The sequence below is a fragment of the Rhodospirillales bacterium genome (assembly GCA_016699855.1).
GTDB lineage: Bacteria > Pseudomonadota > Alphaproteobacteria > Reyranellales > Reyranellaceae.
Map to the genome: position 1 here is coordinate 1274539 of CP064988.1, position 21863 is coordinate 1296401.

Consider the following 21863-nt stretch of genomic DNA (forward strand, 5'->3'; position numbering starts at 1 on the left):
CATGCCGCGCTTCCTCACCGTCGGCGCCGCCCAGATGGGCCCGATCCAGCGCGCCCACACGCGCGCCGACGTGGTCGAACGTCTGCTGGCCCAGCTGCGCGAGGCGGCGCGCATGGGCTGCGAGCTGGTCGTGTTCCCCGAACTCACCCTGACGACGTTCTTTCCGCGCTGGTGGATGGCCGAGCAGGCCGAGGTCGACGCCTGGTTCGAGCGCGAGATGCCCGGTCCGGCGACGCGGCCGCTGTTCGACGAGGCGCGGCGGCTGGGGATCGGCTTCTGCCTCGGCTACGCCGAGCTGGTCGAGCGGGACGGCCGGACGCGCCGCTTCAACACCTCGATCCTGGTGGAGCGCGACGGGCGCATCGTCGGCCGCTACCGCAAGGTCCACCTGCCCGGCCACGCCGAACACGAGCCGTGGCGCCAGTTCCAGCATCTGGAGAAGCGCTATTTCGAGGTCGGCGATCTCGGCTTCCCGGTGTTCCGCGCCTTTGGCGGAATCATGGGCATGTGCATCTGCAACGACCGTCGCTGGCCCGAGACCTACCGGGTCATGGGGCTGCAGGGCGTCGAGATGGTGCTGCTGGGCTACAACACGCCGCTGCACAACCCGCCGGCGCCGGACCACGACGAGCATTCATGGTTCCACAACCAGCTCAGCATGCAGGCCGGCGCCTACCAGAACGGGACGTGGGTGGTCGGCGTCGCCAAGGGCGGCGTCGAGGAGGGCGTGCCCAGCCTCGCCGACAGCCAGATCGTCGCCCCGTCGGGCAAGGTGGTCGCGCGCGCCCAGGGCGACGGCGACGAGCTGGTGGTCGCGCGCTGCGACCTCGACGCCGGCCTCAGCTACAAGACCACGACCTTCAACTTCGCCGTCCACCGCCAGCCCGACCAGTACCGCATGATCGTCGAGCGCAAGGGCGCGATCCCGCCGCCGGAGGAGAATGCCGTGCCGTCCACGGTCGCGTTCGAGCGCAGCCACGACATCCTGATCGACGCCCCGCCCGAAGCCGTGATGGACTACGTCTCCAATCCGAACTCGTGGCCGGAATGGCTGGCGGCGTCGCACCGCATCGACGCGGCCGACCGCCCGCTCGTCGCCGGCGAGACGTTCCACGAGCGCTGGCGCACCCGCACCGGCGAGGTCCAGCTCGACTGGCGGGTGACGAAGGCCGAACGCGGCGTGGTGTGGATGGCGGAGACCGACACGAGCTTCATCGGCCGCATCGTGGCGCGCTACACCTTCGAGCCGGTGGCCGGCGGCACGCGCTACACGCGCACCGTGGTCAATCCGGCGCGACCGAAGGCGCCGACCGACGACATGGTCGCGCGCATGGACGAGGAGGCGCGGATCGCGCTGGCCAACATCAAGGCCAACGTCGAACGCCGCCACCGCGGCGGCTGATCCTGTCAGCAGTCCGGGCCGCGCGACTCCGCGACCGCGACTCCCGGCACGGCGGCGAGCGCGCGCGCCGCGTCGGCGACGGCGCGCGTGCCGTACGGCGCCCTGATCGTGAGCCCGCCGGCGGATAGTCCGGACTCGCCGCCGCCGCGCGCCGGCGACAGCTCGTGCCATGTGATCCGGTCGACGCCGCCAGGGCCGAGGACGGCCGAATCCCAGACCGTGGACAGGATCCACGGCCCGGCGTCGCCGGCGCGCCACAGCGCGAGGTCGTTCGGCTGGAGGCCGTCGCGGATCGCCGGCGGCGTGTCGATGACCGCCCGGCTGTGCAGGACGCGCCACGCCGTCCGCGACTCGTCGCGTCCGTCGTCGGCGCCAACCGGCCTGACGCCACCCGGCAACCCGAAACGCCGCACCGACCGCGGCGGCGCCGCGGCCACGGAGTCCGACAAGGCGCGCCACGCCGGCAGGAATGGCGCCGCCGCAGCTTCAGCGTCCGCCCATGTGACGTAGAACAGACCGGCCGATCGGCCGCCGCCCTCGGCGCGGTATCCGCCGTAGATCGATAGACCGAGCTCGACCGCGCGGCCGGGCCAGCGCGCCCAGAACGCCACGCCGCCGCTGGGATCGCGGTAGGCCGACAGATCCGCGCGCTCCGCCGCCGCCGCCGGGCCGAAGCGCGCGCGCAGCGGGCGCATCCAATGCTCGGGATCGGCCCGGCGCGCGCCCGGCACCGCCGCCAGCGCGTAGGACACACCCATCACGGGCCGGTCGGGCGCCGGCGAGGAGATCGTCACAAGGAGCGTGTCGAGACCGAACGCCGACGCGCACGGCACCGCGCGGTGCAGGTAGTCGGTCCCACCCGGCAGCGCTCCGACGCCGCCGACCGCGCTTGGCAGCGTCCCCCATCGATAAGCGACACCATCGATCGAGAAGCCGTCCGCCGGATCATCCATCGTTCGACTCCGCGGCTAGGCCGGCGCGATTCCCGGATCGACAAGGCGCGACGCATGGGGAAGAGTACCGGCTGCGGCGCCAAGCCGCCAAAGCGAAAAGCGACGCGGGCGCCCACGCCGGCGTCATCTCGGGAGGGGACGATGAAGCTGGCTGGACTGGCGCTGACCGCGCTCGTCGCGCTAGGCGCGACCATGGGCGCCTCGGCGCAGGACAAGCCGATGGATCTGCGGCTGTCGCACTGGGTGCCGCCGACCCATCCGCTGCACAAGGCGATGGAGGAATGGGGCGCCTCGCTCGCCAAGGCCTCCGGCGGCACGATCAAGACGACGGTGTATCCGGCCCAGCAGCTCGGCAAGGCGTTCGACCACTACGACATGGCGCGCGACGGCATCGCCGACGTGACCTACATCAACCCGGGCTACCAGCCCGGCCGTTTCCCCGTGATCGGCGCCGGCGAGCTGCCGTTCCTGATCGCCGACGGCAAGGGCGGCTCGCAGGCGCTGGACGAGTGGTACCGCAAATACGCCGCCGCCGAGATGAAGGACGTGAAATTCTGCCTCGCCTTCGTCCACGATCCCGGCGCGATCCATTCGCGCACCAAGAAGGTGATGGTGCCCGGCGACATCAAGGGCATGAAGATCCGGCCGGCCCACGCCACCATCGCCGCGTTCGTGACGCAGCTCGGCGGCACCAACGTCCAGGCCGGCGCGCCGGAGGTGCGCGACGTGCTCGAGAAGGGCGTCGCCGACGCCGTGACCTTCCCGTGGGGCTCGGTGCCGCTGTTCGGCATCGACAAGGTGGTCAAGTACCACATGGACGTGCCGCTCTACGCCACCACTTTCGCCTGGGTGATCAACAAGCCGAAATACGAATCGATGTCGGCGGCGCAGCGCAAGGCGATCGACGACCATTGCACCAACGAATGGGCGCTGAAGGTCGGCGGACCGTGGGCGGAGTTCGAGGCGTCGGGACGCGGCAAGATGAAGGCCGAGCCCGGCCACGAGGTCTACGGCATCTCGGCCGACCAGCTCGCGGAGTGGCGCAAGGCCGCCGAACCGCTGCGCGCGAAGTGGGCCGACGCGGTGCGGAAGGCGCGCGTCGACCCCGACGTGGCGATGAAGGAGCTGAAGGACAGCCTCGCCAAGTTCAAGGCCGCCTACTGAGCGGGGACGCCCGGTGGGCCGCGGGCGCGTCGAACGGCTGATCGACGCGATCGAGTTGACGGCGGCGGTGTTCCTCGCCGTCGTCACCGCGCTCACGTTCGTGTCGGTGTTCCTGCGCTACCTGTTCGCCTGGTCGATTCCCGACGCCTACGATTTCGGCAGCCTCCTGCTGGGCGTGCTGATCTTCTGGGGCATCGCCGGCGCCAGCTACCGCGGCGAGCACATCACCGTCGACCTCCTGTGGGGCGTGGCGCCGCCCGCGATCCGCCGCGTCATGGACGGCTTCGCCGACGCGCTCACGCTGGCGTGCCTGGCGGTGTTCGCGTGGATGATGGGCGTCAAGGTGCTGAGCACCTACGCCGACAACGTGCGGACGTTCGACCTGCGCCTGCCGGTCTGGCTGTTCCACTTCCTCGCCTGGGTCGGACTGGCGACCGCCGTGGCGCTGCTCGCCACGCGTCTCGCGCGCCGCGCGCTGGGCGCGCCCGAACCGCCCCGCGCGCCGCCGCGGGAGTGACGCGGGCATGAGCCACGACGCGGTCGCCCTGACGGGCTTCGTGGCGCTGTTCGCGCTGATGCTGCTGCGCGTGCCGGTCGGCGTGGCGATGGGCGTGGTCGGCCTCGGTGGGTTCGGCTACCTCGCCGGCACGATGCCGGCGCTGAACTTGCTCGCGCAGTCGCCGATCCGCACCGCGACGGCGGGCGAGTTCGCGGTCATCCCGCTGTTCCTGCTGATGGGCGCGCTGGCGTCGACTTCCGGCATGAGCCGCGAGCTGTTCCGCGCCGCCAACGCCTTCGTCGGCCATCTGCGCGGCGGCCTGGGCATCGCCACGATCGCGGCCTGCGGCGGCTTCGCGGCGATCTGCGGCTCGTCGGTGGCGACGGCCGCGACGTTCTCGACCGTCGCCTATCCCGAGATGCGCCGCCATGGCTACCCGCAGAGCTTCGCGACCGGCGTGGTCGCGGCCGGCGGCACGCTGGGGATCATGATCCCGCCGTCGACGGTGCTGGCGATCTACGGGCTGATCACCGAGCAGGACATCGGCAAGCTGTTCGTCGCCGGAATCATCCCCGGCCTCGTCGCCGTGGCGATGTACATCGTCACCATCAACCTGATCGGCCTGGCGCGGCCGGGTTTCCTGCCGGCGGGCGCGCGCGCGACATGGGGCGAGCGGCTGGCCGCGACGCGCGACGTCTGGGCCGTGGCGCTGCTGTTCGTGTTCATCATCGGCGGCCTCTACGGCGGGCTGTTCACCGCGACCGAGGCGGCGGGCGCCGGCGCCGGTGGGGCGTTCATCATCGCCGTCCTGCGCCGCCGCCTGACGCGGGGCGAGTTCTGGCGGGCCTGCGTCGAGACCGTGCGGACCACGGCGTCGGTGTTCACGATCCTGATCGGCGCGCTGCTGTTCGGCTACTTCCTGACGATCACCCAGACGCCGCAGAAGGCGACGGAGTTCCTCACCGGCCTCGGGCTCGGCCGCTACGGCGTGCTGCTCCTGATCATGCTGATGTACCTGGTGCTGGGCTGCATCATGGACGCGATGGCCATGATCATCCTGACCATCCCGATCGTGTTCCCGGTGATCAAGGCGCTGGGCTTCGATCCGATCTGGTTCGGCGTCATCATCGTGATGACGGTCGAACTCGGCCTGATCCATCCGCCGGTCGGCATGAACGTCTTCGTCATCAAGAGCGTCGTGAAGGACGTGAAGATCTCGACGATCTTCTACGGCGTGCTGCCGTTCGTCGCCGCCGACATTCTGCGGCTCGGCGTCCTGATCGCCTTCCCGATCCTGGCGACCTTCCTGCCCAGCCACATGTGAGCCGGGCGGCGGCTCAGCCGTCGCGGCCGGTGAATTTCCCGTGCGAGCGGTCGGGCGTGCCGCGGAACAGCGACATGTGGGTGTGCGTCGCCACCCAGGGATCGCCGACCGCCGCCCGCGCGAACGTCACGGTCGCCCGCCCGCGGCGCTCGAAGCGCGTGCCGTCGGGCTGGAAGCCGGTCGAGTCGAACACCGCCATGCCGATCCCGGTGAGCCGGTCGGCCGAGATGATCGCGCGCACGCCGTCGAGCCGCCAGCGGAAGTCGCGGATGGTCGGCCAGACGTTGCGCCATTGCTCGCGCTCGGCGTCGGGGCGGCCGGTCATGAAATCGGTGAAGGTGCCGAACGCGATCATGTCGTCGGCGAACAGCGGATGGGCGCCGGTGAAGTCGACGGCCTGGACGCGGTCCGCCAGCGCCGCGAACCACCGCCGGATCGCCTCGAGGTCGACGGCCTCCGGCTCGCGTCGCATGTCCATGATCCATCCCCTCCGCCACATGCCGCCGGTCGCGGCGCGTCGCGAATCTAGGACGGACGGCGGGATGTTGCCAGCGACGGGATGTCCCTGCGATGCTGGCGCGCTCCCATCCACTGGCATGGCCGGGTACCGAAGATGTCCAGACCCCTCGCCCTCGCGGCGCTCGCCGTCGGCCTGCTCGCCGTGTTCGCGGCCGCCTCGGCCCGCACGATGCGCGAGGTCGCCGGCGTCTACAACCTCGTCGGCGTGCGCGAGGCGGCGTCGCAGTTCGTCCTGCACGCCGACGGCCGTTTCGAGTTCGGGCTTTCCTATGGCGCGCTCGACAAGAGCGGCAAGGGCAGGTGGCGGCTGGACGGCGACGCCGTCGTGCTGACCAGCGACGGCCCCCACAACCCGCCGCGCTTCACGCTGGAGCGCAGCGGCGCCGGACAAGGCGGCGGCGCCACCGTGCTCGTGACGGTCAACGGCCGCGGCGTGGCGCTGATCGACGTCGTCCTCGAGCTGTCGAACGGCCAGCGGCTGACCGGCTACACCCAGACCTACGGCTACCGGACCGCGCTGCCGGCCGGCGTCGACATCCGCGCCATCCTGCTCGGCGTGCGCATGTACGACCTGGCGCCGCAGCGCATCGAGATCGCCGAGCGCGGCCGCCGCGACTTCACCGTCCGGTTCGATCCCGGCGACATCTCGCAGCAGCGCTTCGAGAACGAGCGCCTACCGATCGTCGACGGCGCGCTGGTCTGGCAGCTCGGCGGCCAGCCGCTGCGCTACCGCAAGCGCTGAGCCCGCGCCGCCTCAGCCGCCGGACGCGCGGGCGCGGATCGCCTCGAGGAACGCCGCGCCGTAGCGCGCCAGCTTGGCGTCGCCGACGCCGTGCACGTCGCGCATCGCCTCCAGCGTCGCCGGCCGGCGCGCCGCCATGTCGACCAGCGAGCGGTCGGCGAACACCACGTAGGCCGGCACGTTCTGCGACGCCGCCAGGCCGGCGCGCAGCCGCTTGAGGTCGGCCAACAGCGCCGCGTCGGCCTCCGGCACCGCCGCGGCCGCCGCCTGGCGCGCCTTGCGGCCGGATTTCTTCGACGTCCCGCCGAGGTCGCGCCGCAGATCGACGCGGGCGCGGCCGCGCAGCGTCGCCCAGCCCTCGTCGGTGATGGTCCAGCGTCCGTAGTTGACGATGTCCTGCTCGATCAGGCCCAGCGCGTTGAGCTGGCGCAGGATGGCGCGCCATTCCGGCCGCGGCCGGCCGGCGCCGACGCCGAAGGTCGGCAGCGCCTCGTGGCCGAATTTCAGCACCTGCTCCGTGCGCTCGCCCAGCACGACGTCGACGACGTGCTCGGTGGCGAAGCGCTGGCCGGTGCGGGCGATCGCCGACATGATCTTCTGGGCCTCGACCGTGCCGTCGAACGACTCGACGCCCTCGACGCAGAGGTCGCAGTTGCCGCACGGCGCCGAGGCCTCGCCGAAATACGACAGCAGCGTCTGGCGGCGGCAGCGCGGCGCCTCGCACAGCGCGACCAGCGCGTTGAGGCGCTGGCGCTCGACGCGCTTGCGCTCGTCCGGCGCGTCGCCCTGCTCGATCTGCATGCGGCGTAGGCGCATGTCCTCCAGCCCGTGCAGCGTCAGCGTGTCGGCCGGCAGCCCGTCGCGTCCGGCGCGGCCGATCTCCTGGTAGTAGCTCTCGACGTTGGACGGCAGGTCGGCGTGGCAGACGAAGCGCACGTCCGGCTTGTCGATGCCCATGCCGAAGGCGACGGTCGCCACCATCACCACGCCGTCCTCGCGCTGGAACGCGTCCTGGTTGGCGTCGCGGTCGGCCTTGTCCATGCCGGCGTGGTAGGGCAGCGCGCGGTGGCCGCCGTCGCGCAGCATGGCGGCGAACTCCTCGACCCGCTTGCGCGACGAGCAGTAGACGATGCCGCTGTCGCCGGCATGGTCGGCGACGAAGCGCAGGACCTGGCGCGGCGCGTTGTCCTTGGCGCGCATCGCCAGCCTCAGGTTGGGGCGGTCGAAGCTGCGCACGAAGACGCGCGGCGGCGCGGCGAACAGCTTGGCCTCGATGTCGGCACGGGTCGGCGCGTCGGCGGTGGCGGTGAGCGCCAGCACCGGAACGCCGCCGAGCGCGATCCGCAGCTCGCCGATCCGCAGGTACTCGGGCCGGAAATCGTGGCCCCATTGCGAGACGCAGTGGGCTTCGTCGATCGCCAGCAGGTCCACGCGGCTGTCGGCCAGCAGCTCGACCGTGTCGGGACGCAGCGCGCGCTCCGGCGCGACGTAGAGCAGGCGCAAGGTGCCGTCGCGCGCCGCCCGCTCGATGCGCCGGTTCTCGGCCGCGTCGTTGCCCGAGTTCAACGCGGCGGCCTCGACGCCGTAGGCGTTGAGCTGCCGCACCTGGTCGCGCATCAGCGCGATCAGCGGCGAGACCACGACGGTCAGGCCGTCGCGCGCGACCGCCGGCAGCTGGTAGCATAGCGACTTGCCGCTGCCCGTCGGCATGACCGCCAGCACGTCCTCGCCGGCCAGAACGGCGCGCAGGATCTCCTCCTGGCCGGGACGGAATTCGTCGAAGCCGAAGACGGTCTTGAGCCGCTCGCGGGCGCGGTCGCTCGGAACGGGCGTCAAGACCGGCGCCATCCGGTCCGCGCGTCGGCGGCGGGCAGTGTCACGACGGTCGATCTCCGGCGCCGCGCGGCGCGTCGATTGCGGGGTTGCGCCACGACCGGGCGCGGCCCTTGGCGGCGAAGCCATAGCGCGGATCGCCGCGACGCGCGCGGAATTCCGACGACCAGCGTCCCCGGCCGGGAACCGCTCGCCGTCGGGAGCCGGGACTCGCAGGATCGCCGTTACGCGGGGCTCGACCGATCGTCCGCGCGGGCTCCCCTCCGGCCACATACTCGCCGCAATGCCGTCAAATTGCGGACGCTTTTGGGTCTAAAGGTCACTTCCTGACCATTTCCTGACGAAACTCCCAAGGAACTGGAGGGCGACATGGGCCGGCTCACATCCGCGCAGCGGATATTCATCGCCATCGGCGCGGTCGCGCTGGTCGCGGCGTTCGCGGGCATCGCGCTGCTCACGCGCGGCGACGGCGGCAGCCTCACGGCCGACCAGCCGAAGGCCGAGGCGCCGGCGACGCCCCAGCCGTCATCCGCGGCGCCTGCCCCGCCAACGTCGTCCCCGGCGCCGGCGCCGTCGGTCGACACCAAGAAATGAGCACACGCCCCTGAGATCGTGCACCGGCCGCTGGCGCGCGACGGACGGGCGCATCCCTCCGGCATCCGACGCGGCCGGGCGGACGCGGGCACCGATCGGCCTTCTCCAGTAGCGTTCCGAGGATGCGCCCATGACCCGAATGTTCGCGGCCGGCATCGGGGTGGTGTTGACGCTATTGGCCGCCGTGCCGGAGGCGTTCGCGCAAAGGCGGCCGGCGGCCATCGGGCCGGGCTCCGGCAAGGTCATCCGCCCTGCGATGGGCGCCGACGCCGCGCCGTCAAAGGCATCGCGGGCAGCCGCCGCGGCGCCCCGCGCCACCACGCCGAAGGTGGTGCGCAAGGCGCCGCCGGCCGCGCACGTCCGCCCCACGACGCGCAAGACGGCGCGCACGGCCCCGCCCGCCGGCCACGCCCGCGCCGCCGCGCGGAAGCCCGCCCGGACCGCCCCGGCGCGGACGAAGACCGTCTCGCGGGGCGCCCCGGCGCGGAAGGATTGGAAGATGCGCAACGTCGCCGCGCAACGGCGGCGCGGCCCGGCGATCGTCGCGCTGCCGCCGGCGGTCCCGGTCGACGATGCGGCGCCGCGATCGCTGTCGTTCCACCACGTCCACACCGGCGAATCGCTGACCGTCACGTTCTGGCGCGACGGCCGGTACGTCCAGCGCGAGCTCGACCGCCTCAACGCGTTCCTCCGCGACAGCCGCGACGACACCAGCGTCCAGATGGACCCCGAGCTGTTCGACGCGCTGTGGCGCATCCGCCACCGGCTGCGGTCGAACGGCGCGTACCATGTGCTATCGGCCTATCGTTCGCCGCCGACCAACGCCTGGCTCGCCGGCTTCACGAGCGGGGTCGCCTCCGACAGCCTGCACATGCGTGGACAGGCGATGGACGTGGTGCTGCCGGGACGGACGGCGGGCCAGATCCGGGCCGCGGCGCTCGCTTTGAATCTCGGCGGGGTAGGCTACTACCCGCGCAGCGGCTTCGTGCACATCGACACCGGGCCGCCGCGGCGGTGGTAGGAATCGCCGAGGCGCGCGCGTCCTCCGCCGCGCCCCTCCGCGCCGATGTTCGGGCTCCGCGGCGCCGTCGAGCGCGGCGACGGCGCCCCGTCGCCGCCGACGGCCATCGACCTCTATGAATCCGCCGAGAAGCCGATCCTCTTCACGATCGGCCCCCAACGGTCGTAGCTGTCCTTCAGCAGCGTCGCGAGCTCCTGCGGCGTCGACGACTTCACCTCGAGACCCATCACGGCCAGACCGTCGATCACCTCGCGCAGCGCGAGCGCGGCGCGCAACGCCTCGTTCGCCCGCCGCACCACCGGCTCCGGCGTGCCGCCCGGCGCGAAGAAGCCGAACCACTCCGAGAAGACAAGGTCCTTGTAGCCTTGCTCGGCGAAGGTCGGCACGTTCGGCGCGAAGCGGCTGCGCGCGGCGCCCGACACGCCGAGGAAGCGGATCTTCCCGGCGTTGGCCTGCTGCGTGAACTCGCCCACCGGCGCCGAGACCGCCTGGAGCTGGCCCGCGACGAGGTCCTGCACCGCCGGCGCCGACCCGCGGTAGGGCGCGTGCTTCAGGTCCACGCCGCCGGCCTGACCGAGCAGCACGCCGATGAAATGCGGCACCGAGCCGGCGGCCGGCGAGCCGTAGTTGGCCTTCCCGGGGTTGGCTTTGCACCACGTCAGGAAGTCGGCGATCGTCTTCACGCTGTCGGGCACGGCCGGACCGACGCAGAAGCCGAAATCGAACGTGCAGCCCAGCGACACCGCCGTGACGTCGGTGAAGGCGTTGTACGCCAGGCTCTTGTAGATGTGCGGGTAGATCATCAGCATCGACGCCGGCGTCTGCAGCAGGACGCTGCCGTCGGTCGCCGCGCCCTTCATCGACTGGACCGCGATCTGGCCGCCGGCGCCGGGCTTGTTCTCCACGATCGCCGCCTTCGCGTAGGCCGTGCCTTTGATGCCCTCCGCGACGCGCCGGCAGAGCGTGTCCGAGGTCCCGCCGGGCGGAAATCCGGTGACGATCTTGACGGTCTCGAGCGGCCCGGCCTGCGCGCCGGCGACGCCGGGGAAGGATCCCAGTGACGTCGCGACGGCGGTGGCGCCCGCCGCGTGGATCAGGTGGCGACGACCAAGATTCGACATTGTTTTTCCTCCCCTGTTCGCCCGCGCCGTCACGTCCCACCGCTCGGATCCGACCGTGCACGGTGCGACCGAACGATCGCGTGAGGCGTCGCCCGCGTATCCGGGCGCGATGGTTATCGCATGGACCCACGGGAAACCGTCAATGGCGATGACGCGATGTCGCTCGGACGACAAAAAGCCCGCCGCCCTTTGGGGCTGGCGGGCTTTTGGTGTGGTTGCGGGGGCAGGATTTGATCTCAACTTGCGACCAGTCGTTTCCGGTGGTGCTCTGGCTGTAGCGAGCCATTGCGGGCTGTTTCGTACGGCCGCGTAGCAAAGCGCAGGTCCGCTTGGGATCTAGTCTAAAATAAATTGGTCGATCCTCCTTTACATCGTCCCGTAGTAGGCCAGCTAGCAATGGCGGCTGGTCGCGAGCTGTTACGCGTCGCGACGTAATAGCCCTGCACAACATCAGCGCATCTTCTCCGGGAGCATTCTTGGCGGTCAACCGCCGTCTTCAAGTTCCAGCGCCCGCGTTGCCGCATACTCGCCGAGCCTTGCGCACGAATTCGACAATGATCCATGAGGCCTTAAAGCGGCCATCAGCCTCTCCTGGTTGGCAAGGCCCCTCCCCTCCCTCGGTTGCAACACGAGACCGTTTATTGGGTCATCCATAAGGCAGGGAGCCGAAGGGAGGCCTGATGCACGCTTAACCAGAGGATCGCCGACGAGCTCTGGCAAAGGTTGAAACGCAGTATCGCACCATTGCGCGCATCGGCGGCGGCTGTAAGTCTAGCTAGGACGACGATAGGTAGTCCGCGCCCTATGTCTCAGGCATCTCCGCTTCATTAACTCGTCCGCGTGCCGGTTCCGGGCAATTGGCCGGATGCGTGATTCCTTGAAGCAACGAAGGCCCAAAGTGCTCGAGCGCTTCCATTCCAGGTGGCGCTCATGTCCAAGCTGGCGCGCTGTTTGGATTCTGGCACCCGACTGTCGCCGGCACGATTGCTAGCAAGGCTGTCAGGCTTGGTCAGCCGCGTCCGCACTATGCACCGGAACGGCCACTCCTGCCCTTGCAATGTCCGGACCCGGGCAGAGCGCGCCAATACCGCGTCTCACTCGTGTGCCGGGGAATAGGCTCAATACCGCTTTTGTTCGCCCGAACCTTTTGCGGTGGAAGGGCTTACAGACAGCTCTTTTTGATTTCCTGGCAAAGGCCGATCTGCGCGTTTAGCAGCAACTTCTTCGCATCATCGAGGCTGCGGCGCTTGGGCGGACTCGTGGCGATTATCTTATCGAGTGCGGCGATCTCGCGCTCAACCTCGGCTACGGCCGCTGCTCGTGCGGGACCAATGCCGCCTTCTTGAGCCAAATTCCACATCGCGTTTCCTTGCTTTGCCAGGGCAAGTAAGAACCCACCACAAACAAGCAAGGCCGGCGGAGCTTCTGCTGCCAGACAAAGGTACGCTGCGTGATACTTCCCGACTTCAATGACGAGGAGCTTGCCGAGTGTCTTCGCCGCGTCAAGCGTGTTGACAGTTCTGAGCTCGACGAGCCGCTTGGCCAGCAGATCTCTCTGCGCTTTCACGGGATTTGGAGAGGCGACCGCCGCTGCTAGCTCAGCTGATGTGAGCCCGCTGCCGCGGAATAGCTCTTGGCGTAGCGTCTCTGCGTCAAGGCAACTCAAAGTGGCGCCGGCGCCGGGACTTTGAGGTAACCATCCAAAATAGGCGATGGGCTGATCCTTTTTGACGGGCAAGGACCGCATGCAGTCTGGCGGCAGTTCTTGCGACCAGGCTGCTGTCGCAGCGCTTACGAGGATCGAACAAGTCCCAATGACGTACACTAGTCGGGTTAGGTTTCTCAGAAACAGCATAGGGCGGTTCTCCCCCGCAGGTCACGCGTCCATCGAGCCAAGCAAGGAACGGTCGTAGAGTTGGTCAACTCGGAGCGCCACACAACATGCATATATTGCATCACGAGCGCGCGCCTCTTGTCACTCCCAAACGCGCTGGTCTTAAGCCATGGCTTACATGGTGCTGTATCAGTTTGCAGCGGCACAGAGGTCATTACCGCCTCTGGGCGCCACCGAGTGAAGCTCTATCCTTGTTGCGGACCTGGATAGCCCCCCGACCGCCCAACAGGCTAATCGGATTGCAAAAATCCGCACGGTTCATGGACTGCTGCAGCCGGTTCCGTATTCGAGCACGGGATTGTTGTCGGCAAAGCGGACAACAAATCTCAGTTCTCTCTCCGAACCAAAGCCGCTCAAAGATAGGAGTTTTGGGGGAATGGCTGTGGAGTTTGGTAGCGCAGGCGTGATACGGATCTGTGAGGGATACTCCTCGCGAAAGCGCGTTGTGGTAGTGACAGGTATCAGGCGCATGACGAGACACTTGTCAGGATCGACGTCGCGAACAAGCAGCTGCGCCGTACAGTCCGGCTGAGGCCGATTGCAGTCCAGCCAACCTATTGTGCCGCCGGGCATCAAGCCAGCACGAGCCTTCATGTCATCGGAAAGCTGGAGCTGATGCATTCCGCCGGGAGACTTTCCAACCGTCTGCAAACCGTCGTAGAGCCGATTCTTGCCAGTGCGATCATACAAAGAAAGCGCAAGCTGGACCTGCATGGGGCTGCCGTCCAACGTACTTTTGTGGACCCTGATCAGGAGAGACATTACTTTCGCAGAAGCCGACGCGTCAGTTTGCTCACCCAAAAGGGACAGACAAAGGATGAGAATGGCAACGAAGGCGGACAGCAAACAATCGATCGCGGAAATTCCAAGGGAGATACGAAAGGCGGGAGACACTTGTCAGCCTCTATTGGGGCCGAGGTAGGAGAACGAACAAGCCGATCTCCTTTGGAATCGCGCATTCAGACTGGCGCAGACCGAAACGCGCAAAAGTTGTCCCAGGGTACAGGCCTCGCTCTTCGAAGCAGGGATCGGCACGGAGCGCGACGGCTTGGCCGCGTGGTCGTGCCGTCGTTGACCGTGGCAACACCAGAATTTCATCGGGCTGACGCACGACGATTGCTGGATCTCCTTGCGAACACTCAGGCAGGACCAATTGCGGCATCAGTCCCAGCTGGAGTCTCACCTCTGAGGCATCACAAGCGATCACAATAACCCAGGTCTCCCCCGTCGCAGCAGTGACCTGGAGGACTGCCCCGGGGTTGGACAGTTCGATGTCGATGTCACGGACCTTCTGGGGCAATTCGTAGTAGCCCTTCCTTTCGCTCGCAGGCAGGAGGCGTTCAATTGGCTCTGGCGGCTTGGCCGAACCGACAGGCTCGGGAGCCAGGCCGACAAGTCGAAGCTGCGTCGCTGGTAAAGCCCACGTCTCTATGACTGTAACGCCAGTATGCGCTGCGCTTGCGTCTTCCATGGCAGCGCCATTGCTCGGCTCGCCCATAACAACCAGAACCAGCACAAATGCAGCAATCACCGCTGACAAAAGCAGATCGACCGCAGCAAGAATGATCAGCAGAGTCTGACTACCGCCGCCCTCGTGCGCAGCTGCGCTCATTGAGGCTGTTCCAATGGTGGATTCTGCGTTGTTTTATCCTCCAGGAGATTTGTGCTGGCCGCCTGAAACAACGCCTTTCGCTCTACTTCGATCTCCTCCGCGAGCTGTATGTCGGTAGCGGCCTCCGTCTCCTTGACGCGCGCTTCGGCCTTGTTCGCCTGCGCCCTTGCGCGAAGAAACTCCTGTCGGCGTTCGAGAAGCCGCGACTGTCGCGAAGCTTCGGCTGCTGCAGCGCGTTGATCCTGAACACGTTGTGATGCGGCTGCACGCCTCTCATCCTCAGCCTTCTCAGCGAAGTGCCTGAAGAGCAGCCCTTCGAGAGACGCCTGCACGTCGTGGATGATCGCTCTCTCTCTCCTGGCTTGCATGCCACTCCACAATGCCAGGATCGCGAGGGCGACCAGGGCGATCATCGTCGTGGAGAAACAAGCGCTGAGAACTGACGTGACACCATCAATCTCTGCTCCGCGGAGGTCACCGGTGGTGGTCGCGATACGCGGCGCCTTGGAGATGGCTTCAATCAATCCGCGAAGTGTGGCGACCAGTCCAATCACAGGCAGCAGCCCGACAATGTAGTCGGGTAGCAAGCGTTCATGCGCCAACTTCTCCAGAATGGCTGCGGTGGTGCGTGTCAAATCGTGTCGGTTGGTTGAAAACTGCAGATCGCTTGACGCTGCATCAATCATAGCCCGCAAGGGCGCTGTGCGGATGTTATGGTCGCTCTCGCCGATTGCCTTCAAGGCAGCGCCCAGTTGACGGGTATTCTGCTCCGTTATGTTCTGCTCCGTCACCGTGGCCCCGGACTCTACGTGACCGGGTGACGACGGCTCGAGAGTCGCGCGGATAGTATCGGCAAAAGTTGCCGCGGAGCGGCGTGCGAAATAGCGGAGGACAAGCAGTCCTGTGGCCGCGAAAGCAACGACAAGAACGAGCAATCTCTCCCATCCATGTATGAAGTTGACCTGCACACGTGCGTTTCGCACTGCCGAGTCGTCGAGGATGGATTGTCCAACGCGCGTTACAAGTTGACAGAGGCCCTCCGTAGGCGCCGAAGGAAGGCATGCTTCGGTCGACAAAGCCAGGGTGGCAAACCGTGGCGCTGAAACTTCTCTTGAGGTTGAAAACAGCAGAGACCTCAGGCTCAGTTCCCAAGCTTCGCTATTCTCTGCTCGAAGGTTGGCAGACGAATATGTCCCGTTCTTGATTTTGCGGATGATGTTGGAATCCCTATCCAGCGTCCCTGGCCAGCCTGCAAAGTATCGCACGATTGCTCCGCGCGCCCACTCGTGGCAGTCGGCGGGCGAAGCGTTGGGGGCGCTGGTGCACTTCTTGTTCCCGGTGAGCAGAGCGGCCAGGAAGTCTGCGGTGTGTACGTCTGCCAAGTTTGCAGACTTCTTCTCCTCGCGGAGGGTCTCCAGCGCCTGACGAAGCGCTTCCACTGAAGCATTGGAGGTGGCACGGAATTGCTTGGCAATGGAGCTTGGTTCGACCTGATCAAGACGCGCGCCCTGATAGTTGGTGGCATCGGGCAACTTCGCGGTTTCGATCGCATCTCGGAGATCTCTATAACTGTAGTACAAAGCGGCAAGGTAAATGCCAAAGCTCAACAGCAAAGCCGCAAGCCCGATCGAGATCAGGGTATCAGTTGAAGGCCCGAATATGCGATTCTGCCGAACCACCGGTCTGGTTCCCCGCGCCACGGCAGTCGAAGAAGAATCCGTCGAGCTCATGGGGACACTTTGTTGCACGTCGTATTAGGCGCACCTGGTGGCGGGAACAGCGACAGCGCTTCGACAGGACCGTCATTGCCTACGAGGAAGTTCGCCACTGCTTCGGGCCACGATGGTTCTTTCTCGTCGAGAAGCTTTGATGACTTTTGTGCATCGAGATCTCCAGACTCTCTTGCCGCTTCGAGCATCTTGCGCAGAGCCGGCCAGTCAAGTTTGCGCACACACGCTACGGAGTCCCCTTTCACCTTTGTGAGGATTGCCGACTGCAGCACAGTCGCGTTCTCGAAACGCTGAACCGCGACGATATGCTGCCCCTCCACTGATGTGCGAATGTAGATTGGAGGTCTTCGAGCCGATGTTGCATTCGAACTATCACCAGCTAAGCTGTCGAGCAGGGCGGCCTTGACCTCCATATCGCTGGACCACCCCAGCTCCTTGGATGGAGATAGCAGTGGCGTGTTTATGTGATGCTGTCCAAAACCGTTGGAGTCGAGGTTCACTATGTTCAGATCTTGCATAGCGCCGTCCTCTCCAACAGCGACAAGCTCGGGTGTCGCGTTGCCGCTCCTTTCGGTGTTCCTTTCCACGAGAACCACCTTAGGAATCCCGTTTGAATACTTTGCTTTGCCAATGGCGTAGAGAGGAACGGTCCAGTCCTCAAGCAGCCTCCGCAGTGCATCTTCGACACAATTTGTCCGGTTGCATTGCTCAAGTAGGACCTGAAGCAGGGAGTTCCGATCAACGACGCCATCGCTGACCACGGAACTGGCATCTCCTTCAAGTGAATCAATGCGCCAATCTCCAGTGCCGCCGGCATTACTGGCGCTTGTGACTCGAGCTACGGCAACGTCGCAACGGTCCTTGCTCTTGATGTAGCACCACAGGCGTGGTGCACCGCCCGGCGCAAGACTGGCCTGAGCAATCGCTTCGGATATGAACAGAAAGGGGACGTGCTCCGTGAGCACATTTTTGGCGTACACGTTGCCAGCGTTTAGCTCGACCCTGCGCGGGGGCTGAAGCTGGATGCGTGATGTTACATCTGGCTCCAGGTACTCGACTAATACTATACCATCCGGACGGCACTTCCATGGTTGGCATGCCAAATACAAATTCCTGCCCTCGTAGTTGAACGGACTTGAGGCGTACTCGAGCCAGATGTCTCCGTGAACGATCTTGATCGCATCCTCGAGACGAAACAGAGCGCCGCCGAACACAAGGGTCGGTTGACTGCCATTTTCTGACTCGTAAATCTGATACATCCCCGTCGCTTGGTATGGCTTGCTCGATAGTTGATAGTATCCGGGAGGGCCTCTGTATTGGCCGCTAGGCAGAGGGGCAATGACCGCGTTTGTCCCTCTGTTGGCGGATGGCGGCGGCGCCGACGGTGAGCGCGGGTCGGGTGATGCCGTAGATGCCGTCGTCGCAGACTGTCCTGAAGTTGAAGGTGATTGCCCAGGAGCAGGAGACGGCCCACTGTCCGCATCGTCGCCAATGTCATCGCCGTCTTTCTTCCCTTCCGCGTCACCGTCTCCGCGCCTTCCCCCTTTGCTAGCAGGCGAAATGTCAAACTTTCCTTGCAGCAGGGCTTCCAAGTCGATGCTCGGGCGAAGAAGATTCTCAAGAATCTTTCTGAGCATTCCCTCGTCGAGCCCTCCCAGGTTAGGAAGCAGGAGCCCTATCCGAACTCCGAAGACGCTTATGCGAAGTCGCGCCAGTCGCTGATTGACCCTTGCGGAGAGGTCCATTTTGTCGCCGAACAGTTTGACGTGCGCCTCTACACTCGGCAGTGGCGCATCTATCCGGCTTGTGAGCTGCCCGACCGCGCCCCCGATTTTGCCCAGCGTGACATCCCCGCTCAGACACACAGCGCCGACACCGCGCGGACCACATCGCGCTATTTTTTCAGCGACTTTGGGATCCGTCGGCGGCGCTGATACGGTACAGCCCCCTCCGAGCAACATGGCCGCTGTTGCAGCCGCGAGATTGGCGCCAAGGACGCCCCAGGTTGCCCGGCCGACTATCGAGCAATTCCGGCCCTCAACAAACACTTCTCCCTTTGGCAGGGGCAATAACTCCATGGAACCTGTCGGCTCGACTTTGATGTAGATGCGCCCCTCTTCATAGCGCCAGAAGCCACTGGCTGATGCTACCGCGCTTCCGGCAAGCACCAAGTCGGCTTTGATCGTGAGCTGGCGCTGCGTCTCTTCCAGTGCCAAGCTGCCGTCCAGGCGAGCCGTTTCAGCATTGCCCTCGCCAGGCGTTAAACTCACGGCTCCCTTGATGCCGATGTCGGCCGGGTGGTCGAGATTGATGGACACCATTCCTCTTCCGACATCCAGCCCAGAGCTAATTCGTATCCAGGTTGGGACGATGGGGACTGTGATGGTGCCCAGACGAATACCCTCATTCAGGCGTGCGTAGACAACAGTCGAGATCTTTGAGGGGCCGCTCCCGAACAGAGGCGGCTTGAGCGTGATCGGAATCTTTATGGCGGGAACGCCATCCGGATCGAGATATGGCATCGGCAGGTCGCCACCGATCTCCGCCGACAGAAAAGCCAGCGCCCGCTCGAGGACGACACGATCGAGTTGGGGTGGCTCGACCTTGAACGCCGGAAGGATGCTTGCGCGCACTTTGACCGGCACAAGATTTCCAAAGGTCGCCTCGCCTTCGACGGACAGACCTTCGGAACTGGACTTGAATGCCGGCTTTGCGAACACCACGGGACCAAGAGAGATCCTGCTGGCAGACAACTTCGATTGAAGGATCGTCGCGATCTGGGTGAGGACAAGCTCCTTGATACCTTCGGGTTTGCTGATCGATACGCGGATTGGCACAGACTCGTTCAGGATTGGAATCGAGGCTGTGCTTTCGAAAATCAGGTCCCATCGCCCGTCGCTCTCGGTGAGCCTTAGTGCCCCCTGCCCAACGAGGGGCTTCAGCTTATCTTCAAGCAGACGAAGAGCTTGCCCATCTTGCTCAATGCGGATGTCTGAGAGCGAAGCTTGCAGAAGAGTCTTGTCACTGACGAGGCATATGGTGCCAAGGCCAGTCGTCAAAGCCAGGCAGGCCCGCGTATCGCTGACGAAACGAAGAGGAAGCCCTTTGAGCGCTCGGGATACCGCGGTGTCAATTTCGCGACGTGTCCGGTCAAGCGCAACGCATGTTGCCCATGCGGACGCGATCTGACGAACGAGCTGGCTTCCGGCTTCAGGATGAACCACGTCCATCACAAACGACTGCCTACAGTCAGGCATCAAGGTCGCCGAGAAGTTAAGAGAGGTGCCGGAAACCGCAATATCGTGAATCTTCGAGGAGGCCGAAGCCGGCAGGCTTTGTTGGAGTATCTTCGAGAGTTCGGGAAGCTCAGTGATCTTGAACCGGGTCGTGCCGTCGCACGCCAGTGAGAAGTCCCCATTCACCTTAAAATTGAGAGTGCCGGGCTGGACAGTTATCTGGGCTGGCGCAACAAGAGGAGTCTGCCCTTCGGCGCAACCGTTGAGTCGAACTCTCGCCCCTTCGCGCAGTTCCAGATGCACACCGCCTATCTGTACCCTGGCACCTGCGAGCGCGTTTTCAAGTTGGGCCTGGACCTGCGACTGAAATCCCTTGAAGCCCCTTTGTTCGCCTGTCTTGAAGCCGTATCTGTCGATCGTGATCACGATCGGTGCCAAAGGCGGCAGGCCCTGGATCGGGACGGATGGAACTACAGCAAGATTGAGACGAGGACCGCTCTCTAACCGGTGACTTGTCGTAACCAATTTGAAGGGCAGCGGCAGGAGACTTGCAAAAGCACGCTCGAAGCTCCCATCGGATCGCTCTTCATACGGCTTGGCCGGCCCGGATCGAAGAACGAGTTCTCCATTGAGTATATTGCCCTGTACGTTGAAAATGCCGATGTCTCTTATTGTATGCGTTTCGCCGGATTGAGTTGTGGCTCCGCCGCCCGGTGTGAGCAGTGCAAGATTTGCCACACACTCTTGACCCTCTTGCGTGCAGGATGAGAATGAAATCCGCAAGGCGTAGCCAACCGCTGCGGTCGGTTCAAAGCAGATGTCGAGGATACCAGTGGCCAGATCGACTGTGCGAGACGTGTCGCAATGGGTGCGGTTACTGTGAGAGCGATCGGTCTTGATTCTATTTGCGGCCGTCTGCAACACGTCACTGTGTTGTGAGTACTGCCTGACAGCGGTCAGCAGACCACTTGCATCTTGGCGGGGGTCAAGGCCATCGCTGACCTTGCGCCACTCAGCGGCGACCTTGGAAGCTTGGCCGAAGTCCGTGGAATTCAGGGACGGCGTACCAACAATAGCCGCCACCCGATCTAGATGCAGTTTCAAGGCCTGCGCGACCTGAAGTTTTGCGTCCGCGACCCGAAGCTGGATTTCAGCTGCTGCTGCCTGATAGCGAGGCAAGTGCCGGTCGGCCACTGCCAGCGCTGCCGGACGCAGAAAGAATGGAAGCGCCTCTGACTCGGCAGAGTCTGCGGTGAAAAGCGTCCGCCTGTCTGCGTCATCGTTCCACGCGTCGAGAAACTGACCCAGAGAGGGCATTTTCTTTAAGAGCGTGTCACCATCCGGAGTATCCCGCATGCGAGTCAAAAGATCAGCCAGTTGAGATTCGCGCGTGAGCCGGTTCGCGCGTTGGAACGTCAAATCAATCAACGCCGCTTTGCAGGTCGATGCGTTGTTTGGACTTCCGTCAGGTCTGTGCCCTGGTTGACAGTAAGCGCTCACGTTCAGCTTGTCTTGAAGTGCACTGATCCCCACCTGTCTGAGCAGGTCCGCAGCAACGCCAATCGCGATTGCGTCGGCGTCGGCTCGGGGCCGGCAATCATCGCGCTTCGGCTTTGGCATCTCGCCGGCTGCACTGTGTTCGGGACAATCGGCTGGGTTCGTCGCCCGAGAGAAGGCATAGCGCAACTTAGCAATGTTGCTCACATTGACGGGACACTCAGCTGACGGTGATGGCGCTCTCACCAGACAAGCTGGTCGGAGGCACGCAAAAGTTACGTCCGACCCGTCGCCGCCGACGTCACGGTACCTTTGTTGAGCCTCGGAGCAGAACTTTTGGCTTGCATCGGGAAGCACCTGTCTGACGCTTCCATCAAGCGCCTGACGGTCGGGCTGGTTGGGAGAATTGCCAACGAGAAGCCCTCCAATTGCTCTCGCTGCGCGCTGTAGTCCCGGAAACTCGACGAGATTCTTGTCAAGGTCACCCGTCGTAGCATTGCACAGCGCCGCCAATTGCGAGAACGACGACAAAGGCAATCCGTGTAGTGCCTCTGTGGAAGCGGCTTGAGGCACTATCCGACATTGGGCGGGGTTCGGCCTAGCATATGCACCATGGAAAAGAAGAAGGTGGCAAAGCCCCACAGCGATGGCAGCGAACATGCGCATACGATCGTCCTCGCGCCCGATTGACAACGGGAAGTACACGATAGTTAATCTTTGGC

General features: G+C 65.2%; 16 protein-coding genes. 7 read left to right on the top strand and 9 right to left on the bottom strand.

Translation table 11 applies throughout. From position 1 onward, the window contains the following. The first annotated feature begins 1 nt into the window (after nt 1). Nucleotides 2-1402: an SRPBCC family protein gene (locus IPK81_06035; protein ID QQS13775.1), complete on the top strand. Its 1401-nt coding sequence runs from the start codon at nt 2-4 to the stop codon at nt 1400-1402. A 5-nt stretch (nt 1403-1407) separates the two neighbouring features. Here the strand turns inward: IPK81_06035 and IPK81_06040 are convergent, their stop codons facing one another. Continuing rightward, a complete protein-coding gene (locus IPK81_06040; GenBank protein QQS13776.1) occupies nt 1408-2355 on the bottom strand; it encodes a hypothetical protein in 948 nt (315 codons plus the stop codon). A gap of 141 nt (nt 2356-2496) precedes the next feature. On the opposite strand from IPK81_06040, the gene IPK81_06045 reads away from it, so the two are divergent. Genes IPK81_06045 through IPK81_06055 form a run of 3 tightly spaced genes read left to right on the top strand, consistent with a single transcriptional unit; the run spans nt 2497 to nt 5342 of the window. Continuing rightward, nucleotides 2497-3519: a TRAP transporter substrate-binding protein gene (locus IPK81_06045; GenBank protein QQS13777.1), complete on the top strand. Its 1023-nt coding sequence runs from the start codon at nt 2497-2499 to the stop codon at nt 3517-3519. Nucleotides 3520-3532: 13 nt separating this feature from the next. Next, nucleotides 3533-4036, top strand: coding sequence for a TRAP transporter small permease (locus tag IPK81_06050; GenBank protein QQS13778.1), 504 nt, complete (start codon nt 3533-3535; stop codon nt 4034-4036). 7 nt (nt 4037-4043) lie between these two features. Continuing rightward, the gene (locus IPK81_06055) at nt 4044-5342 is read left to right on the top strand and encodes a TRAP transporter large permease (protein ID QQS13779.1); all 1299 of its coding nucleotides are present in this window, start codon (nt 4044-4046) and stop codon (nt 5340-5342) included. A 13-nt stretch (nt 5343-5355) separates the two neighbouring features. On the opposite strand, the gene IPK81_06060 is transcribed toward IPK81_06055, so the two are convergent. Beyond that, complete coding sequence (locus IPK81_06060) at nt 5356-5820, bottom strand: nuclear transport factor 2 family protein (protein QQS13780.1); 465 nt, start codon at nt 5818-5820, stop codon at nt 5356-5358. A 135-nt stretch (nt 5821-5955) separates the two neighbouring features. Between IPK81_06060 and IPK81_06065 the strand changes: the two genes are divergently transcribed. After that, nucleotides 5956-6603, top strand: coding sequence for a hypothetical protein (locus IPK81_06065; protein ID QQS13781.1), 648 nt, complete (start codon nt 5956-5958; stop codon nt 6601-6603). 12 nt (nt 6604-6615) lie between these two features. Here the strand turns inward: IPK81_06065 and recQ are convergent, their stop codons facing one another. Then, nucleotides 6616-8451, bottom strand: a complete 1836-nt coding sequence (gene recQ / locus IPK81_06070; protein ID QQS13782.1) for a DNA helicase RecQ — start codon at nt 8449-8451, stop codon at nt 6616-6618. A gap of 354 nt (nt 8452-8805) precedes the next feature. Here recQ and IPK81_06075 point away from each other — a divergent pair, with 354 nt between their 5' ends. Then, entirely contained in the window at nt 8806-9030 is a 225-nt protein-coding gene (locus IPK81_06075; GenBank protein QQS13783.1) for a hypothetical protein, read from the top strand. A 130-nt stretch (nt 9031-9160) separates the two neighbouring features. After that, complete coding sequence (locus tag IPK81_06080; GenBank protein QQS13784.1) at nt 9161-10051, top strand: DUF882 domain-containing protein; 891 nt, start codon at nt 9161-9163, stop codon at nt 10049-10051. Nucleotides 10052-10164: 113 nt separating this feature from the next. On the opposite strand, the gene IPK81_06085 is transcribed toward IPK81_06080, so the two are convergent. From IPK81_06085 to IPK81_06110, 6 genes are all read right to left on the bottom strand, one after another. After that, entirely contained in the window at nt 10165-11172 is a 1008-nt protein-coding gene (locus tag IPK81_06085) for a Bug family tripartite tricarboxylate transporter substrate binding protein (GenBank protein QQS13785.1), read from the bottom strand. Between the two features lie 1162 nt (nt 11173-12334). Continuing rightward, nucleotides 12335-13027 (bottom strand): hypothetical protein, encoded by a 693-nt coding sequence (locus IPK81_06090; protein ID QQS13786.1) that lies wholly within the window; start codon nt 13025-13027, stop codon nt 12335-12337. A 297-nt stretch (nt 13028-13324) separates the two neighbouring features. Continuing rightward, the gene (locus tag IPK81_06095; GenBank protein ID QQS13787.1) at nt 13325-13780 is read right to left on the bottom strand and encodes a hypothetical protein; all 456 of its coding nucleotides are present in this window, start codon (nt 13778-13780) and stop codon (nt 13325-13327) included. A 190-nt stretch (nt 13781-13970) separates the two neighbouring features. Continuing rightward, the gene (locus tag IPK81_06100) at nt 13971-14678 is read right to left on the bottom strand and encodes a hypothetical protein (protein QQS13788.1); all 708 of its coding nucleotides are present in this window, start codon (nt 14676-14678) and stop codon (nt 13971-13973) included. Beyond that, the gene (locus IPK81_06105) at nt 14675-16408 is read right to left on the bottom strand and encodes a hypothetical protein (GenBank protein ID QQS13789.1); all 1734 of its coding nucleotides are present in this window, start codon (nt 16406-16408) and stop codon (nt 14675-14677) included. The genes IPK81_06100 and IPK81_06105 overlap by 4 nt, the downstream gene beginning before the upstream one ends. Then, on the bottom strand, nt 16405-21063 hold the full coding sequence (locus tag IPK81_06110) for a hypothetical protein (GenBank protein ID QQS13790.1): 4659 nt from the start codon (nt 21061-21063) through the stop codon (nt 16405-16407). Before IPK81_06110 ends, IPK81_06105 begins: the two co-directional genes overlap by 4 nt. Between the last annotated feature and the right edge of the window lie 800 nt (nt 21064-21863).

Coding starts and splice junctions, on each gene's coding strand:
- IPK81_06035 (QQS13775.1), top strand. CDS start 2: ATGCCGCGCTTCCTCACCGTCGGCGCCGCCCAGATGGGCCCGATCCAG.
- IPK81_06040 (QQS13776.1), bottom strand. CDS start 2,355: ATGGATGATCCGGCGGACGGCTTCTCGATCGATGGTGTCGCTTATCGA.
- IPK81_06045 (QQS13777.1), top strand. CDS start 2,497: ATGAAGCTGGCTGGACTGGCGCTGACCGCGCTCGTCGCGCTAGGCGCG.
- IPK81_06055 (QQS13779.1), top strand. CDS start 4,044: ATGAGCCACGACGCGGTCGCCCTGACGGGCTTCGTGGCGCTGTTCGCG.
- IPK81_06060 (QQS13780.1), bottom strand. CDS start 5,820: ATGGACATGCGACGCGAGCCGGAGGCCGTCGACCTCGAGGCGATCCGG.
- IPK81_06065 (QQS13781.1), top strand. CDS start 5,956: ATGTCCAGACCCCTCGCCCTCGCGGCGCTCGCCGTCGGCCTGCTCGCC.
- recQ (QQS13782.1), bottom strand. CDS start 8,451: ATGGCGCCGGTCTTGACGCCCGTTCCGAGCGACCGCGCCCGCGAGCGG.
- IPK81_06075 (QQS13783.1), top strand. CDS start 8,806: ATGGGCCGGCTCACATCCGCGCAGCGGATATTCATCGCCATCGGCGCG.
- IPK81_06080 (QQS13784.1), top strand. CDS start 9,161: ATGACCCGAATGTTCGCGGCCGGCATCGGGGTGGTGTTGACGCTATTG.
- IPK81_06085 (QQS13785.1), bottom strand. CDS start 11,172: ATGTCGAATCTTGGTCGTCGCCACCTGATCCACGCGGCGGGCGCCACC.
- IPK81_06090 (QQS13786.1), bottom strand. CDS start 13,027: ATGCTGTTTCTGAGAAACCTAACCCGACTAGTGTACGTCATTGGGACT.
- IPK81_06095 (QQS13787.1), bottom strand. CDS start 13,780: ATGCAGGTCCAGCTTGCGCTTTCTTTGTATGATCGCACTGGCAAGAAT.
- IPK81_06100 (QQS13788.1), bottom strand. CDS start 14,678: ATGAGCGCAGCTGCGCACGAGGGCGGCGGTAGTCAGACTCTGCTGATC.
- IPK81_06105 (QQS13789.1), bottom strand. CDS start 16,408: ATGAGCTCGACGGATTCTTCTTCGACTGCCGTGGCGCGGGGAACCAGA.